General features: G+C 71.0%; 16 protein-coding genes and 1 tRNA gene. 4 read left to right on the forward strand and 13 right to left on the reverse strand.

Annotated features, from left to right (window positions below; genetic code table 11):
- Window positions 1–30 precede the first annotated feature (30 nt).
- The 4 genes from parC to JGR68_RS06880 are packed head-to-tail and all read right to left on the reverse strand — an operon-like array spanning window position 31 to window position 4,211.
- Window positions 31–2,274: a DNA topoisomerase IV subunit A gene (gene parC, locus JGR68_RS06865; RefSeq protein ID WP_199362159.1), complete on the reverse strand. Its 2,244-nt coding sequence runs from the start codon at window positions 2,272–2,274 to the stop codon at window positions 31–33.
- A gap of 31 nt (window positions 2,275–2,305) precedes the next feature.
- Complete coding sequence (locus JGR68_RS06870) at window positions 2,306–2,902, reverse strand: isochorismatase family cysteine hydrolase (RefSeq protein ID WP_255531895.1); 597 nt, start codon at window positions 2,900–2,902, stop codon at window positions 2,306–2,308.
- Between the two features lie 2 nt (window positions 2,903–2,904).
- A complete protein-coding gene (locus tag JGR68_RS06875; RefSeq protein ID WP_199362158.1) occupies window positions 2,905–3,078 on the reverse strand; it encodes a hypothetical protein in 174 nt (57 codons plus the stop codon).
- Window positions 3,079–3,110: 32 nt separating this feature from the next.
- Window positions 3,111–4,211, reverse strand: a complete 1,101-nt coding sequence (locus JGR68_RS06880; RefSeq protein ID WP_199362157.1) for a DNA topoisomerase IB — start codon at window positions 4,209–4,211, stop codon at window positions 3,111–3,113.
- 146 nt (window positions 4,212–4,357) lie between these two features.
- On the opposite strand from JGR68_RS06880, the gene JGR68_RS06885 reads away from it, so the two are divergent.
- Window positions 4,358–4,573 (forward strand): hypothetical protein, encoded by a 216-nt coding sequence (locus JGR68_RS06885; protein WP_199362156.1) that lies wholly within the window; start codon window positions 4,358–4,360, stop codon window positions 4,571–4,573.
- Complete coding sequence (locus JGR68_RS06890; protein ID WP_199362155.1) at window positions 4,570–5,463, forward strand: NAD(P)/FAD-dependent oxidoreductase; 894 nt, start codon at window positions 4,570–4,572, stop codon at window positions 5,461–5,463. The genes JGR68_RS06885 and JGR68_RS06890 overlap by 4 nt, the downstream gene beginning before the upstream one ends.
- Window positions 5,464–5,514: 51 nt before the next feature.
- Here the strand turns inward: JGR68_RS06890 and JGR68_RS06895 are convergent.
- Window positions 5,515–5,599: transfer RNA gene (locus tag JGR68_RS06895), tRNA-Leu, on the reverse strand.
- 87 nt (window positions 5,600–5,686) lie between these two features.
- Between JGR68_RS06895 and rnr the strand changes: the two genes are divergently transcribed.
- Together rnr and rlmB are read left to right on the forward strand one after the other, a co-directional pair.
- A complete protein-coding gene (rnr, locus tag JGR68_RS06900) occupies window positions 5,687–8,275 on the forward strand; it encodes a ribonuclease R (protein ID WP_199362154.1) in 2,589 nt (862 codons plus the stop codon).
- A 13-nt stretch (window positions 8,276–8,288) separates the two neighbouring features.
- Window positions 8,289–9,047: a 23S rRNA (guanosine(2251)-2'-O)-methyltransferase RlmB gene (gene rlmB / locus JGR68_RS06905; protein ID WP_199362153.1), complete on the forward strand. Its 759-nt coding sequence runs from the start codon at window positions 8,289–8,291 to the stop codon at window positions 9,045–9,047.
- A gap of 257 nt (window positions 9,048–9,304) precedes the next feature.
- Here the strand turns inward: rlmB and rnt are convergent, their stop codons facing one another.
- The 8 genes from rnt to pstC form a co-directional block, all read right to left on the reverse strand.
- Window positions 9,305–9,913 carry a ribonuclease T gene (gene rnt / locus JGR68_RS06910; protein WP_199362268.1) on the reverse strand — a complete coding sequence of 203 codons (609 nt, stop codon included), beginning with the start codon at window positions 9,911–9,913 and terminating at the stop codon, window positions 9,305–9,307.
- A gap of 96 nt (window positions 9,914–10,009) precedes the next feature.
- Complete coding sequence (locus tag JGR68_RS06915; protein WP_199362152.1) at window positions 10,010–10,765, reverse strand: putative DNA-binding domain-containing protein; 756 nt, start codon at window positions 10,763–10,765, stop codon at window positions 10,010–10,012.
- Between the two features lies 1 nt (window position 10,766).
- Entirely contained in the window at window positions 10,767–11,627 is an 861-nt protein-coding gene (locus JGR68_RS06920) for a DUF692 domain-containing protein (RefSeq protein ID WP_234446617.1), read from the reverse strand.
- Window positions 11,628–11,678: 51 nt separating this feature from the next.
- Complete coding sequence (locus JGR68_RS06925) at window positions 11,679–12,110, reverse strand: hypothetical protein (RefSeq protein WP_199362151.1); 432 nt, start codon at window positions 12,108–12,110, stop codon at window positions 11,679–11,681.
- Between the two features lie 89 nt (window positions 12,111–12,199).
- Entirely contained in the window at window positions 12,200–12,904 is a 705-nt protein-coding gene (gene phoU / locus JGR68_RS06930) for a phosphate signaling complex protein PhoU (RefSeq protein WP_199362150.1), read from the reverse strand.
- Window positions 12,901–13,683 carry a phosphate ABC transporter ATP-binding protein PstB gene (gene pstB / locus JGR68_RS06935; protein WP_199362266.1) on the reverse strand — a complete coding sequence of 261 codons (783 nt, stop codon included), beginning with the start codon at window positions 13,681–13,683 and terminating at the stop codon, window positions 12,901–12,903. Before pstB ends, phoU begins: the two co-directional genes overlap by 4 nt.
- Window positions 13,684–13,768: 85 nt before the next feature.
- The gene (gene pstA, locus JGR68_RS06940) at window positions 13,769–14,635 is read right to left on the reverse strand and encodes a phosphate ABC transporter permease PstA (protein WP_199362149.1); all 867 of its coding nucleotides are present in this window, start codon (window positions 14,633–14,635) and stop codon (window positions 13,769–13,771) included.
- A complete protein-coding gene (pstC, locus tag JGR68_RS06945) occupies window positions 14,635–15,603 on the reverse strand; it encodes a phosphate ABC transporter permease subunit PstC (protein ID WP_199362148.1) in 969 nt (322 codons plus the stop codon). The genes pstA and pstC overlap by 1 nt, the downstream gene beginning before the upstream one ends.
- Window positions 15,604–15,638 lie beyond the last annotated feature (35 nt).

Genomic DNA, 15,638 nt, shown 5'->3' on the forward strand with positions numbered 1-15,638 from the left:
CCTCCCCGAGGTCGCCGCCATCATGCGGCCTTATTCGACCGACAGCCCCTCGACCTTCTGCCAGCCGCGCGGCAGCAGTCCGCCGCGGCTGCCCCGGGCCCCCAGGTAGGCCTCCAGATCGCGCCAGGCCAGGGTCATGGTGCGCGCGCCGGAATGCACCAGCAGGCTGCCGCCGTCCGGTACCGCGGCCACCGCGACCACGCGCTCGGTGCCGCGCTTGGCCTTGGGGATCTCGATGATCTTGTTGCCCTTGCCGCGCTCCAGCTCGGGCAGCTCCGAGACCGGGAAGGCCAGCAGGTGGCCGGCGCTGGTCACCGCCACGATGCGGTCGGACGCAAGGCTGGCCACGGCCGAGGGCTGCAGCACGCGCGCGCCCTCGGGCAGGCTCAGCATGGTCTTGCCGGCCTTCTGCCGGCTGGTCAGGTTCTCGAAGCGGGTGACGAAGCCGTAGCCGGCCGAGGACGCGATGGTGAACCGCGCGTCCGGCTCGCCGCTGGCCATGGCCACGAAGCTGGCGCCGGCCGCCGGCGAGAAGCGCCCGGTCAGCGGCTCGCCGTTGCCGCGCGCCGAGGGCAGGCCATGCGCCAGCGTGGAATACGCACGCCCGGTCGAGTCGAGGAAGGCCACCTGCTGGGTGCTGCGCCCGCGCACCGCGCCGAGCAGGGCGTCGCCCTCGCGGTAGGACATGGTCGAGGCGTCGACGTCGTGGCCCTTGGCCGCGCGCACCCAGCCCTTCTGGCTGAGCACGATCGTGACCGGCTCGCTGGCCACCAGGTCCGTCTCGGCCAGCGCCTGGGCCGCGCCGCGCGCGACCAGGGGCGAGCGGCGTGCGTCGCCGAAGGCCTTGGCGTCGGCCAGCAGCTCGTCCTTGATCAGCTTGCGCAGCCTGGCCTTGCTGCCGAGCGTCGCGACCAGGCCGTCGCGCTCCGCCGCCAGCGCGTCCTGCTCGCCGCGGATCTTCATCTCTTCCAGCCGCGCCAGCTGGCGCAGCCGGGTGTCGAGGATGTAGTCGACCTGGTCGTCGCTGAGCCCGAAGCGGGCCTGCAGCACCGGCCGCGGCTCGTCCTCGCTGCGGATGATGCGGATCACTTCGTCCAGGTTGAGGAAGGCGACCAGCAGGCCTTCGAGCAGGTGCAGGCGGCGCTCGACCTTGTCCAGCCGGTGCTGCAGGCGGCGGGTGACGGTGTCCGCGCGGAAACCCAGCCATTCCAGCAGCAGGCTGCGCAGGTTCTTGACCTGGGGCCGGCCATCCAGGCCGATGATGTTGAGGTTGACCCGGAAGCTCTTCTCGAGGTCCGTGGTCGCGAACAGATGGCCCATCAGCTGGTCGGCGTCGACGCGGTTCGAGCGCGGCACCAGCACCACGCGCACCGGGTTGGCGTGGTCGGACTCGTCGCGGATGTCCTCCAGCCACGGCAGCTTCTTGGCGCGCATCTGCGCGGCGATCTGCTCGATCACCTTGCCCGGGCTGACCTGGTAGGGCAGGGCGGTAATGACGATGTTGGCCGCTTCCTTCAGGAAGGTCGCGCGGGCGCGCACGCTGCCGTGGCCGGTCTCGTAGATCGCGCGCAGGTCGGCGACCGGGGTGATGATCTCGGCCGTGGTCGGGTAGTCCGGTCCGCGCACGTGTTCGCAGAGGTCGGCGACGGTGGCGTCGGGATCGTCCAGCAGCCGCACGCAGGCGCTGACGATCTCGTTGAGGTTGTGCGGCGGCACGTCGGTGGCCATGCCCACCGCGATGCCGGTGGTGCCGTTGAGCAGCAGGTGCGGCAGGCGCGCCGGCAGCCAGGTCGGCTCCTCGAGCGTGCCGTCGAAGTTCGGCGCCCAGTCCACGGTACCGTGCGCCAGTTCGCCCAGCAGGACCTCCGCGATCGGCGTCAGCTTGGACTCGGTGTAGCGCATCGCCGCGAACGACTTCGGGTCGTCGGGCGAGCCGAAGTTGCCCTGGCCTTCGATCAGCGGATAGCGGTAGCTGAAGGGCTGCGCCATCAGCACCAGGGCTTCGTAGCAGGCGCTGTCGCCGTGCGGGTGGAACTTGCCGATCACGTCGCCGACGGTGCGTGCGGACTTCTTCGGCTTGGACGCCGCGCCGAGGCCCAGCTCGCTCATCGCATAGATGATCCGCCGCTGCACCGGCTTGAGCCCGTCGCCGATGAAGGGCAGGGCACGGTCGAGCACCACGTACATCGAATAGTCGAGATAGGCGCGCTCGGCGTACTCGCGAAGGGGGATCTGCTCGAAGCCGTGGAAGACGGTGCGGACGGGGTCGTTCATCGGGACTGCGGTGGCGTGGGAACCCGGCATTCTACCGGGCCACTCCTCCCGGGCGTGCTCGGCGTGCGGGCCGCGCGGCCCACGCCACGGCGCGGTCGAGCGCGACCACGTCGGCGGCCTTCGATCCCGCGAGCACCTTGAACGCCGCGGCCCGCAGCGGCGGCTGGCCGGCGACGGCCTCGCGCACCACCGCGACCTCGTACTCGCGTGCATTGGCGTCGATCGCGGTCGCCAGAACGCAGGACTCCAGCGCCATGCCGGCCAGCAGCAGGCGGCGCACGCCCAGCTTGGCCAGCAGGACCGACAGGGCGGTGTCGAGGAAGGCGGAGTGCTTGGGCTTCAGGACGAAGTAGTCCTTCGGCGTCGGCTCCAGCAGGCCGGCGATCGCCTGCGCGGGGCCGGGGCTCGCCGAAGCCATCGCGACCAGCTCGCGGAAATCCGACTGCCAGCGGGCGAAGTTGTCGTTGACGTAGGCCACCGGCCAGCCACGCCGGTGGAACCGGTCGCGCAGGGTCCGTACGCCGCGGGCGGCGCGCAGGGCCGACGGCGCCACGCGATCGGCACCCGGGAAGTCGAGCAGCCCGATCATGTCGATCACCAGCAGCGCGGGCGGGGCGCCGGTGGCCACGCTCAGTCGGGCGCCTTGGCCGGAACGAAGGGCGACACAGGGTCGCTGGCGGGGAAGGTTTCCTCCAGCGCCTCGTCCTGGTTCTCGCTCTCCTTCTGCTTGCGCTCGCGGCGTTCGCCGGGACTCTCGTCCCGCGTGGCGTGGTCTTCGGGGAGGTCTTTCCTGTCACGGCTCATGGCGGGCCTCGCGGTTCTGGGATGCCCTGTTCTTAGCGCCGGCTCCGTTGCCGCCGCGTGACCGGCGCGCGCGTGCCTGCATGGGCGCGGACCAGGTAGCGGCGTGCCGCCTCTTCCCACTGGCGGGGGCCGCGGGCGCGACGGGCAGCGCGGGCCAGGCTGCCGTCCTCCCAGCCTTCGAACACGCAGGGATCGACGTAGGATTTGCGGCACACCGCCACCGTGTTGCCGAGCAGCCCGGACACGTCGCCCAGCACCTGCTGCTGGATCGCCGCCAGCGCGCGTCCGCTGGCGTCCGCGGGCGGCGGAGCCGCGGCCAGCAGCCGGAAGGCCTGCAGCGTGGCGCCCCAGGTGCGGAAGTCCTTGGCGGTGAAGTCCGCGCCCATGCGCTCGCGCAGGTAGGCGTTGACCATGCTGGAGTCGACCGGGTGCGGTTCGCCATCCTCGCCGGTGTACTGGAACAGGCGCTGCCCCGGCAGCTGGTGCATCGCGCGCAGCATCCGCGCCAGGCGGCGGTCGTCGACCTCCACGTCGTGCCGCTTGCCGCCCTTGCCGGTGAACTGCAAGCGCAGCGCGCCGCGGGGAAAACGCGCGTGGTGGCTGCGCAGGGTGGTGAGGCCATAGGAGCGGTTCGCGCGCGCGTACGCGTCGTTGCCCACGCGCACCAGGGTCGCCGCCATGGTCGCCACGACCAGGGCCAGCACCTTCTCGCGCGGGAAGCCCGGCAGGGCCAGGTCGTTGCGCAGGGCCCGGCGCAGGCGCGGCAGCGCCTCGGCGAAGCCGGGCAGGCGATCGAACTTGCCCGTGTCGCGACTGCTGCGCCAGTGCGCGTGGTAGCGGTACTGCTTGCGCCCGCGCGCGTCGCGTCCCGTCGCCTGCAGGTGTCCGCGCCCGGAGCGGCAGATCCACACGTCGCGATAGGCCGGCGGGATGGCCAAGGCGCGGATCCGCTCGAGCGTGGCCGCGTCACGTACCGCCTTGCCCTCGGGATCGCAGTAGCGGAAGCCCCGCCCGCAGCGCAGGCGGCGGATGCCCGGGTCCTGGTCGCTGACGTAGAGCAGCCCGGCGTCGGCGGCTTCGAGGGATTCGGCGGATTGCGCGTCGGCGGCGCCGGGGTCGGGGGTGGTGGCCATGGCGGCACGCTACGGGCGCGCGGTGATCTGGCGATGAAACCCGACCGCGTCGCAACGGACGGCGACTGCGATCACGCGGCCTTGCCGCCATCGGCCGCAGTGTCCGGATCGCCGCGCCGCCCCGCGCGCGATCCAGGAGATGCGCCATGTCCCGCGACCCGCACCGCGATCCGCCCCCGCCGGACCAGGCCTCGCCCGGGCAGCCATCGCCCGACCCGACGCCGCCCGAGCGCGAGCGGCGCGAATATCCGCACGGCAGCGGCGACCGCAATGCCTTCTCGCCCACGCGCAAGGATCCGATGCCGCGCCACGAAGGCGGCACCCAGCGCAAGGCGCCGCCCGAACCCGATACCGCCGGATGATCGACGTCATCATCGTGGGCGGCGGGCCGGCCGGGCTGACCGCCGCCACCTACCTCCGGCGCTTCCATCGCGCGTGCCTGCTCATCGACGCCGGCGACAGCCGCGCGCGGTGGATCCCGGAAAGCAACAATTGCCCCGGCTTCCCGCAGGGCGTTTCGGGCGACGGCCTGCTGCGGCGCATGCGCGAGCAGGCGGCGACCGTGGACGTGCCGATCGAGGAGGCCACGGTGGACGCCATCGCCCCGCACGGCGACGGGTTCGAGGTGCGTGCGGATGGACGCAGCTGGCAGGCGCGGCGCGTGATCCTTGCGACCGGCGTGCGCGACCGCCTGCCGGACGAACCCTGGGTGGAGGCCGCGGTGGCCTGCCACGCGCTCCGGCTGTGTTCGATCTGCGACGCCTACGAGGCCAGCGACCTGTCGATCGGCGTGCTCGGGCCCAGCGAAGCCGTGGGCAGCCACGCCCTGTTCCTGCGCAGCTACTCGCCGTCCATCCATGTGCTTCCGCTTGACGCCGGCGACGGCGGCGAGACGGGCAACGCATCGCGCGATGCCGGTGCGAGCTGGCTGCCGGCAGGCGGACGCCTGGGCTTCGACGGACGGCGCTGCACGTGGACCACGCCCGGGGCCGAGCCGGTCGCCTTCGACACGGTCTATGCCTACCTCGGCTTCGACACCTGTGCGGGGCTGGCCCGCGCCGCCGGTGCGGAGCTCGATGACACCGGCGAGATCATCGTCGACCGCGACCAGCAGACGCGGCTGCCGGGGCTCTATGCCATCGGCGACGTGGTCAGCGGGCTGAACCAGATCTCGGTCGCGGTGGGGCAGGCCGCGATCGCCGCGACCCACATGCACAACGCGTTGCCGTTCGCGGCACGCGAGCGCAGCTGATCGCGCGGAAAACAAAAAACCCGCGCCGGAGCGCGGGTTTTCTGCTGTAGCTGGTGCCCAGGAGAGGACTCGAACCTCCACGGTTTTACCCGCTAGTACCTGAAACTAGTGCGTCTACCAATTCCGCCACCTGGGCAGGTGGGCGCGTATGGTGCAGCGCATCGACGAGTCTGTCAACGGTTGACGTGCACGGACCGCCACGACGCACGCGTACAATCGCCTGATGACGAAAACCACAGGCAAGGGCGGCTCCGGCCGCAACAGGAATGCCGCTAAGGCGGGCGCGGACGGGACCACCACCAGCAAGGCACGCAAGGGCAGCCCGCCCGCCGCGAAGAAGACCGCCAGGCCCGCCGCGGTCGGCGGCAAGCCCAGGGGCGGCGCCGCGCCGCCGGCCTGGATGCCCGATCCAGGACTGCTGCGCGCGATGAAGCCGCGCGATCCCACGGATGCGGCGCCGGCTTCCGTCCGGCCCGCGGGCGCGACGGATGTTGCAGCGCCCGCTGCCCGCACCACGCCCCCGGCCCCGCGTGCCGCATCGCGCGGCCGTGCCGGCGCGGGCTTCGTGGATCCGCAGGCCGCCCGCGAGGCAGGCCGCTACGAGAACCCGATCCCCAGCCGCGAGGCGATCCTGCAGGTGCTGTCGGACGCCGACGGCCCGCTCGACGCGGAGCGCGTGCAGCAGGTGCTGGGACTCGACGACCCCGACCAGGCCGCTGCGCTCGACAAGCGCATGGCCGCGATGCTGCGCGACGGCCAGGTGCTGAAGAACCGCCGCGGCGGCTTCGTGCCGGCCGCGCGCGCCGACCTGGTGCCGGGCACGATCATCGCCAACCCCGAGGGCTTCGGCTTCCTGCGCCCCGAGAGCGGCGTCGGCGACGACCTGTTCCTGCCGCCGTTCGAGATGCGCAAGGTCATGCATGGCGATCGCGTGCTCGGCAGCGTCACCGGCGTCGACCGCCGCGGCCGTCGCGAGGGTTCGATCGTCGAAGTGCTGGAGCGCCGCGTCACGCGCCTGATCGGACGGTTCACGCTCGACTCCGGCATCAGCTACGTGGTGCCGGACGACCGCCGCATCCAGCGCAACGTGCAGGTCCCGACCGATGCGCGCCTGGACGCGCGCGACGGCCAGCTCGTCGTGTGCGAGATCGTGACCCCGCCCGACAACCACCGGCCGCCGATCGGACGCGTGCTGGCGGTGCTGGGTGACCGGCTGACCGCCTCGATCGCGGTCGAGGCCGCGATCCATGGCCACGACATCCCGCACGAGTTCCCCGCCGAAGTGCTGGATGCGGCGGCGGCCGTGCCGGTGGACGTGCAGGCGGCGGAGGTCCCGGGCCGCCTCGACCTGCGCAAGCTGCCGCTGGTGACCATCGACGGCGAGGACGCGAAGGATTTCGACGACGCCGTGTACTGCGAGCCCAACCGCGACGGCTTCCGCCTGATCGTGGCCATTGCCGACGTCTCGCACTACGTGCGCCCGTCCGAGCCGCTGGACGTGGAGGCGCAGAAGCGCGCGACTTCGGTGTATTTCCCCGGCTTCGTCGTGCCGATGCTGCCGGAGACGCTGTCCAACGGCATCTGCTCGCTGAAGCCCAGGGTCGACCGGCTGTGCTTCGCCTGCGACATGCAGGTGGACCGCCGCGGCCACGTGGTGTCGTACGCGTTCCACGAGGCGGTGATGCATTCGCATGCGCGCCTGACCTATACCCAGGTGTGGAACGCGGTGGGCGATGGCGTGCCGGAGGCCGACCGCGATGCGGCGCAGGCCTTCATCGGTCCGCAGATGCAGCAGGTCCGCCAGCTGCACCAGCTCTACAAGGTGTTCGAGAAGGCACGCGCCCAGCGCGGCGCGATCGACTTCGAAACCTCGGAAGTGCGCTTCGTGCTCGGCCCGCAGGGCGAAGTCACCCAGGCCGGGATGATCCAGCGCAACGATGCCCACAAGCTGATCGAGGAGTGCATGATCTCGGCCAACGTCGCGGCCGCGCACGCGCTGCTGGAAGTCGGCGTCCCGGCGCCGTTCCGCGACCACGACCGCCCGCCGGAAGGCAAGTACGCCGACCTGCTGGAGTTCCTGAAGGAGTTCCAGCTGCGCCTGCCGCCGTGGGCCAAGGTCCGGCCCAAGGATTTCCGCAAGCTGCTGGAGACGGTCCGCGAGCGCCCCGACGCGGCGCTGCTGGAATCGGTGCTGCTGCGCAGCCAGTCGCTGGCGGTGTACGCGCCGGACAACATCGGGCACTTCGGCCTGGCGCTGGAAGCCTATGCGCACTTCACCTCGCCGATCCGCCGCTATGCCGACCTGCTGGTGCATCGCGCGATCAAGCACGCGCTCACCGGCGGCCGCGCCGCCACCTACACCTATTCCGCGCACGAGATGGCGACGCTGTCGCTGCAGTGTTCCGAACGCTCGCGCCGCGCCGACGAGGCCCAGCGCGAGGTCGACGAGCGCTACCGCGCGGCGTGGATGGAAGAGCACGTGGGCCGCGAGTTCGACGGCGTGGTCAGCGGCGTCACCAGCTTCGGCCTGTTCGTGGAGCTGGCCGAATCGAAGGTCAATGGCCTGGTGCACGTGACCCAGCTGCCCAACGACTTCTACCAGTTCGATCCCATCCGCAAGACCCTGACCGGCCAGCGCTCCGGGCGCGAGCACCGGCTGGGTGACCAGGTACGGATCGTGGTGCTGAAGGCCAGCGTGGAGGAGCTCAAGATCGACTTCCGCCTGGTCGAGGACGGCCAGCACGCGAAGGGCGAGACCAGGCCGCCGGCGGCCCGCGGACCTTCCGCGAAGCGCGGCAAGCAGAAGCACTGACCAAGAGGGTCCGATGGGCAACAAGCAGAACCAGTGGATCGTCGGCATCAATGCCGTCGGTTCGGCCGTCGAGCACGACGCCGACAACGTGCGCGAGATCCTGCTCGAAGCGGGCGCGAAGAACCCGCGCATTTCCGCGATCGAGGAGGATGCGCGGCGTCGCGGCATCGAGGTGAGGCGGGTGTCGCAGCAGGCGCTGGACGGCGTCGCGGGCGGCCTGCGCCACCAGGGCGCGGTCGCCCGCTATGCCGCGGCGAAGACGCATGACGAGGACGACCTCCAGGGCCTCGTGGAGGCGGCGGAGGGCCGTGCGCTGCTGCTGGTGCTGGACGGCGTGCAGGATCCGCACAACCTCGGCGCCTGCCTGCGCAGCGCCGCGGCGGCCGGCGTGACCGCGGTCGTGATCCCCAAGGACAAGGCCGTGCAGGTCAACGCCACGGTGCGCAAGACGTCGGCCGGCGCCGCCGATGCGATCCCGGTGGTGCGCGTCACCAACCTGTCGCGCAGCCTGCGCGAGCTGCAGAAGCAGGGCGTGTGGATCTATGGCCTGGCCGGCGATTCCACCGCCTCGCTGTACGCCGTCGACCTGCGCGGAAACGTCGCCCTGGTCCTGGGCGGCGAGGCCGAAGGCCTGCGCCGGCTCACCCGCGAGCACTGCGACCAGCTGGTTGCCCTGCCGATGCCAGGTGCCGTCGAAGCCGGCGTCGAGAGTCTCAACGTCTCGGTGGCGGCGGGCATCTGCCTGTTCGAAGCCGTGCGCCAGCGCCTCTGACGACGTAGCCGGGCGTGGGGGCAAGAGCTCTTTGCCACGGATGACGCGGATTACGCGGATTTACGCGGATAGAGCAGGAACGATTCGGCGGAAGAGCTTCCAGGCGAACGGCGAAGGCGAAGGCGAAGGCGAAGACAGTCAGTGGCATTCGCCGTTCGCCGGGGGGCTTCCATGCCGCTGGATGTTCTTCGCCTTATCCGCGTGAATCCGCGTAATCCGCGTGATCCGTGGCAAAGCTTTTCAAGAACGTGTTCGCCTCAAGGCGATGTCGGCGGCGCCGCGTGCCGGCCCATGGCGTTGGCGATGATGCAGAAGAGCTGGGCGGTGCGCTCGGTGTCGTAGACGGCCGAGTGGGCGTCTTCGCTGTTCCAGTCCAGGCCCGCGGCCTGCACGGCGCGGGCGAGTACGGTCTGGCCATAGGCCAGGCCGGCCATGGTCACCGTGTCGAACACGCTGAAGGGATGGAAGGGGTTGCGCTTGTGGCCGCTGCGCGCGACCGCGGCGTTGAGGAAGTTGAGGTCGAAGTGCGCGTTGTGCCCGACCAGGATCGCGCGCTGGCAGCCATGCTTCTTCACCGCGGTGCGCACCGCGGTGAACACGTGTTCCAGCGCGTCCTTCTCCGCCTTGGCGAAGCGGAAGGGATGATCGAGGTCGATGCCGGTGATCTGCAGCGACTTCGGGTCGATCTCGGTGCCAGGTGCCGGGACCAGGTGCGCGCTTGCGCCCTCGCCAGCCACGTAGCGGCCCTCGGCGTCGAGGTCGATCGGCAGCACCGCGATTTCCAGCAGCGCGTGCCGGTTCCAGTCGAAGCCGCCGGTTTCCACGTCCACGACCACCGGCAGGTAGCCGCGGAAGCGGGCGGACATCGGCGCGAAGGCGGGCGTGGCCTCGGGGGCCGGGGGCGGGAGCGGACTGGTCACCGGCGCTAGTCTAGCCGAGCGTGGTGCCGGTCCAGTCCGGGCTCAGCGCCGGATACCGGGAACGATGCCGTCCCGGTGCCAGCGCAGCAGCATCGCAGCGCCCTGCTGGAGGAAGCCGGCATCGGCGGCAACGCCCGCCTCCGCGGCCAGGGCCTCGAGCTGCGCGCGCCCGCCGAGCTCGCCCGCCTCGTCCAGGCGCTGCAGCAGCCGCCAGGCCAGCGGGCTGGGTGCGTGGAAGCGCACGCGGCCATCCTCGGCGCGGTGGAGCAGCAGCAGGGTCGGCGCGGCGGGCGGGGCCTCGGGCAGGAAATCGGGACCGATGCGCTGAACCGGCCAGGCATAGGCCAGCGGCCAGGCCAGTGGCGAGAGCAGGGGGCGGCCATCCAGCAGCGCGGCGGCCACGTCGAGGCCTGGCGCGTCCAGGCGGTCATGCGCGACGTCGTCCGCCGTGGCCTCGCTGACCTGCAGGGCCAGCTCGACCCATTCGTAATGCGCCAGCTCGGCGAGCCAGGGCTCGTGGCCGTCGCTGTCTTCGAGCCAGCGCAGGAATTCCCGCGGAATCTCCGGGAACAGCGGAGTGCGACAGCCGTGGTCGCGGTAGAACCGGCGCACCATCGCCGGCCAGGCATCCCCGCGGATGCGGCGGATCACCGGGAAGTTGCCGGCCAGCAGCCGGGAGACATTGTTGAAGAACAGGTCGCGGTAGACCTGCATGCGGCGCGGATCGACGCCGGGCGGCGACGGATGCCGGTCGGGGTCGCGGATGTGCGCGGCGAATGCCTCCTGCTCCGCGTGCATCTCAGGCCGCCAGGCTGCGTGCCGGCGCGCCGGCCAGGTGGCCGCGCACCACGTCGAGTTCGCCCAGCAATTCGTCGAACGGCGGGAAATCGAAGTCGCGTTCGAGCAGGGTCGGGCGCGGCCCGAGCAGGGCGTAGGCCTCGGCCAGCAGCGCCCAGACCGGATCCGACACTGCCGCCCCGTGGGTATCGATCTTCAGGTCGGGGGCCTCGTCGCGGTGCCCGGCGACGTGGATGTAGGCCACGCGCGCGCCCGGCAGGCCGCGCAGGAAGGTGCTGGCGTCGTAGCCGTGGTTGGTGGCGTTGACGATGATGTTGTTGACGTCGAGCAACAGGTCGCAGTCGGCTTCGGCGAGCACGGCGTTGACGAACTCGAGCTCGGTCAGCGGCGGCGCCTCGCCAGCGGCGCCCGGCACCGTGGCGTAGTAGGAGATGTTCTCCACCGCGATCCTGCGCCCCAGCGCGTCCTGCGCCTGGCGGATGCGCGCGGACACGTGGTGCACCGCTTCATCGCTGAAGGGCAGGGGCAGCAGGTCGTAGAGGTGGCCCAGGCTGTCGCCGCAGGCGCTGAGGTGTTCGCTGTAGACCGCGGCGCCGTGGTCGTCGAGGAAGCGCCGCAGCCTGACCAGGAAGGTGTCGTCGAGCGCCGCCGGGCCGCCCAGCGAAAGCGACAGTCCGTGGCAGGCGAGCGGATGCTTCGAGGCGAGTTCGGCGAAGGCCTCGCCCGGCGCGCCGCCGACGCCGATCCAGTTTTCCGGCGCCGCCTCGAGGAAGTCGAAGCGCCCCGCGGGCGCCGCGCGCAGGTCACCAAGCAGGGCCCGCCGCAGGCCCAGGCCCACTGCGCGTGGCGGCAGTGGAGTCACGGTCGTGACTGGCCGTGGCGCGGCAGGCTGCGCGCCACGTCCTTCATCGCCTCAGGCGGCGCCGCCGCAGGTGCCGGAGCCCCCGCACTTGCCTTCACCACACTTGCCTTCCTGCGCGGCCTTGTCGGCGTGGTCGCCCGAAGCCTTGCTGGCTGCGTGGTGGGCATCGTGCTCGGCCTTGTCGACGAAGCCGTCGCCGTTGGCATCGATGCCGGCGAAGTAGGACGGATCCTTCTCGGGATGGGCGGTGGCGAATTCCTCGGCGGAGATGCGGCCGTCGCCATCGCTGTCGGCGCGGTCCATGCCGCAGCGGCCCTCGGCATCCTTGGCGGCGACCGGCACGTCGGCGGTGGCGGCGTCCTGCGCGGCGAGCATGTAGCCGCCGGCGAGCGGCGCCATCGAGAAGGCTGCGCCCGAAAGCGCGATGCCGCCGAGGGCGGTGGCCACGGCCAGGGCGACGGGCTTGGCGGTTGACTTCGACATCTTGGCGATCCTCGGGGGCGGCTCGGGCCGCGGGGGCGCCAGTATGCAGCAGCACCGTTCACGCGGCGTCGACGCCGCGGGGCCGGGCCTCAGGTCGTGGTGTTGGTGCCGTCCGCCTTCTCGCGCGGCGGCAGGTTGTCCTCGCCGCGAACCATGAACCAGATGTTCTCGGCGATGTTGGTGGCGTGGTCGCCGATTCGCTCGAGGTTCTTGGCCATGAACAGCAGGTGGGTGCAGCCGGTGATCGCGCGCGCGTCCTCCATCATGTAGGTCAGCAGCTCGCGGAACAGCCGGGTGTACTCGGCGTCGAGTTCGGCGTCGCGGTCGCGGACCGCCTGCGCGGTCTCCGGGTCATGGGCCGCATACGCCGCCAGCACGTCGCGCACCTGGCGCACGGCCAGCTCGCCCACGTGCTTCAGCCCGCGCGCCACCGGCAGCGCCGGCGCCTGGTTGAGCGCGATCGAGCGCTTGGCGATGTTGGCGGCATAGTCGCCGATGCGCTCGATGTCGGACACGATGCGCAGCGCGGCCAGGATCTCGCGCAGGTCGCGCGCCAGCGGGCCGCGCAGCGACAGCTTCATGGCGTCGTGGCTGACTTCGCGTTCCAGGGCGTCGATGGCCTCGTCGTTGGCGACGATATGGCCGGCGGCGCGGTCGTCGCGACGCTCCACCACGTCCAGCGCAGCCTCGAGCTGGGCCACGGCGAGCTCGCCCATGCGCAGGATCTCGGCGATCAGGCGCTGGCGCTCTTCGTCGTGGCTGCGGACGATATGGTCATTGGGAATGTTGTTCATCCGAACCGTCCGGTGATGTAGTCCTCGGTCTGCTGCTTCGAGGGATTGGAGAAGATGGTCTCGGTCGAATCGTGTTCGATCAGGTCGCCGAGGTACATGAAGGCGGTGTAGTCGGAGACGCGCGCGGCCTGCTGCATGTTGTGGGTCACGATGACGATCGTGTAGTCGACTTTCAGTTCCTCGATCAGCTGCTCGATGCGGCTGGTCGAGATCGGGTCCAGCGCCGAGGTGGGCTCGTCGAGCAGCAGCACCTCGGGCTTCAGCGCCACGGCGCGGGCGATGCACAGGCGCTGCTGCTGGCCGCCGGACAGGCCCAGCGCGCTCTGGCCCAGCTTGTCCTTGACCTCGTCCCAGATCGCGCCCTGGCGCAGCGCCGCCTCGACGCGCACGTCCATCTCGGCCTTGGACAGCTTCTCGTGGTGGCGGATGGCGTAGGCGATGTTCTCGTAGATCGTCATCGGGAACGGCACCGGCTTCTGGAACACCATGCCGACCTTGGAGCGCAGGCGGTTCATCGGGTACTTCGGCGACAGGATGTCCTCGCCGTCGAGCAGGATGCTGCCGCTCGCCACCTGGCCCGGGTACAGCGCGTAGATCCGGTTGAAGATCCGCAGCAGGGTCGACTTGCCGCAGCCGGACGGGCCGATCAGGGCGGTGACGCGCTTTTCGGGGATGTCCATGGCCACGCCGTGGATCGCCTGGAACTTGCCGTAGTGGAAATCCAGTCCGCGCACCGACAGCTTCACCGGTGCCGGCCCGGTCGTGGTGCGGCGCGGCATGGCGGTGGTCAGCGTGGCGCGACCGTACTCGGTGGCTGCGGCGGCGGGTGCGTCGTTCATCGGAAGGGTCCAGGAATGGGTCGAGTCAGTCATGGGTCACACGATTGCGCAGCAGCAGGGCACGTGCGCCAAGGCTGATCAGGAAGACGAAGGTGGTGAGCACCAGCGCGCCGGCCCAGGCCAGCTGCTGCCAGCTCTCGTAGGGGCTGCCGGCGAACTGGTACATCACCACCGGCACGCTGGCCATGGGTTGGCCGATGTCGCTGTTCCAGTACAGGTTGCCGAACGCGGTGAACAGCAGCGGCGCGGTCTCGCCGCTGATGCGCGCGAGCGACAGCAGGATGCCGGTGACGATGCCCGCCGAAGCGCTGCGGTACAGCACCTGCACGATCACCTTCCACTGCGGCACGCCCAGCGACAGGGCGGCCTCGCGCATCTGCGTCGGCACCAGCCGCAGCATCTCGTCGGTTGTGCGCAGGACCACCGGCAGCACGATGAAGGCCAGTGCCACCGCGCCGGCGACGGCGGAGAAGTTGCCGCCGCCGTGCATCACCAGCAGGGTGTAGACGAACAGGCCGAGCACGATGGACGGCGCCGACAGCAGGATGTCGTTGACGAAGCGCACCACCGTCGCCGTGCGGCTGGCGGCGCCGTACTCGGCCAGCCAGGTGCCGGCGGCCACGCCGAGCGGCGCGCCGATCAGGATCGCCAGGCCGCACATCACCGCCGAGCCGAACAGCGCGTTGCGCAGGCCGCCCTCGGCCATCGGCGGCGGTGTGTCCTGGGTGAACAGCTGCCAGTTGATGCCGGAGATGCCCTTGGACACCAGCGTCCACAGGATCCAGGCGAGGAACAACAGGCCCACCACCGCGGCCACGCAGGACAGCGAGAGGGCGATGACGTTGGTGATCCGCCGGCGCAGGTACAGCCGGTCGATGGCGGCGGCGGACATCAGTTGCCCTCCCGGCGCGCCAGGCGCGAAAGCATCAGCCGCGCCAGCGCCAGCACCACGAAGGTCACGATGAACAGCACGAAGCCGAGCAGCAGCAGCGCCGAGCGGTAGGTCTCGGTGGCTTCGCCGAAGTCGTTGGCGATCAGGGCGGCGATCGTCGTACCCGGCTCGAGCAGCGACGGTGTCAGGCGCACGCTGTTGCCGACCACGAAGGCGACCGCCATGGTCTCGCCCAGCGCGCGACCGAGGCCGAGGAACACCCCGCCGATCACCGCCGAGCGCGTGTAGGGCAGCACGACGTCCCAGCAGACCTCCCAGCGCGTCGCGCCGAGCGCATAGGCCGACTCCTTCAGGCGGGTGGGCACGGTCAGGAAGACCTCGCGCATCACCGACGAGATGAAGGGCACGACCATGATCGCCAGGACCAGGCCAGCGGTAAGGACGCCGATGCCCAGCGGTGGGCCCTGGAACAGGATGCCGAGGCCGGGAATCGTGCCCAGGTGCTCGTTGAGCCAGGGCGTGACCGAGCGGGTCATCACCGGCACCAGCACGAACAGGCCCCACATGCCGTAGATGATCGACGGGATGCCGGCCAGCAGTTCGATCGCCGCACCCACCGGGCCGCGCATCCAGCGCGGCGCGACCTCGGTCAGGAAGACCGCGATGCCGAAGCTCACGGGCACCGCCAGCAGCATGGCGATGATCGCGGTGACCACGGTGCCGTAGATCGGCGCCAGCGCGCCGTAGCGGTTCTCGACCGGATTCCATTCGGCCGACATGAAGAACGACAGGCCCTGCGACTGCAGCGCCTCGCGGCCGCCCCAGAGCATCGACAGCATCGCGCTGGCGAGTGCGATCAGCACGAAGGCCACCGTGCCGACCAGGGCGTAGCGGAACCAGCGGTCGGCGCGCGCGTCGTTGACGTCGCGGCGGCCGGATGCGGGGGCGGGCAGGGCGGTCACGTTCATCGGCGTCCGGGGGATGGAGGAAGCCCGCCGCGCAT

Source organism: Luteimonas sp. MC1750, assembly GCF_016615955.1.
Lineage (GTDB): Bacteria > Pseudomonadota > Gammaproteobacteria > Xanthomonadales > Xanthomonadaceae > Luteimonas.

Excerpts from the sequence above, each read along its gene's own strand:
- parC (WP_199362159.1), bottom strand. The coding sequence starts at position 2,274 with ATGAACGACCCCGTCCGCACCGTCTTCCACGGCTTCGAGCAGATCCCC.
- JGR68_RS06875 (WP_199362158.1), bottom strand. The coding sequence starts at position 3,078 with ATGAGCCGTGACAGGAAAGACCTCCCCGAAGACCACGCCACGCGGGAC.
- JGR68_RS06880 (WP_199362157.1), bottom strand. The coding sequence starts at position 4,211 with ATGGCCACCACCCCCGACCCCGGCGCCGCCGACGCGCAATCCGCCGAA.
- JGR68_RS06885 (WP_199362156.1), top strand. The coding sequence starts at position 4,358 with ATGTCCCGCGACCCGCACCGCGATCCGCCCCCGCCGGACCAGGCCTCG.
- JGR68_RS06890 (WP_199362155.1), top strand. The coding sequence starts at position 4,570 with ATGATCGACGTCATCATCGTGGGCGGCGGGCCGGCCGGGCTGACCGCC.
- rnr (WP_199362154.1), top strand. The coding sequence starts at position 5,687 with ATGACGAAAACCACAGGCAAGGGCGGCTCCGGCCGCAACAGGAATGCC.
- rlmB (WP_199362153.1), top strand. The coding sequence starts at position 8,289 with ATGGGCAACAAGCAGAACCAGTGGATCGTCGGCATCAATGCCGTCGGT.
- rnt (WP_199362268.1), bottom strand. The coding sequence starts at position 9,913 with ATGTCCGCCCGCTTCCGCGGCTACCTGCCGGTGGTCGTGGACGTGGAA.
- JGR68_RS06915 (WP_199362152.1), bottom strand. The coding sequence starts at position 10,765 with ATGCACGCGGAGCAGGAGGCATTCGCCGCGCACATCCGCGACCCCGAC.
- JGR68_RS06925 (WP_199362151.1), bottom strand. The coding sequence starts at position 12,110 with ATGTCGAAGTCAACCGCCAAGCCCGTCGCCCTGGCCGTGGCCACCGCC.
- phoU (WP_199362150.1), bottom strand. The coding sequence starts at position 12,904 with ATGAACAACATTCCCAATGACCATATCGTCCGCAGCCACGACGAAGAG.
- pstB (WP_199362266.1), bottom strand. The coding sequence starts at position 13,683 with ATGCCGCGCCGCACCACGACCGGGCCGGCACCGGTGAAGCTGTCGGTG.
- pstA (WP_199362149.1), bottom strand. The coding sequence starts at position 14,635 with ATGTCCGCCGCCGCCATCGACCGGCTGTACCTGCGCCGGCGGATCACC.
- pstC (WP_199362148.1), bottom strand. The coding sequence starts at position 15,603 with ATGAACGTGACCGCCCTGCCCGCCCCCGCATCCGGCCGCCGCGACGTC.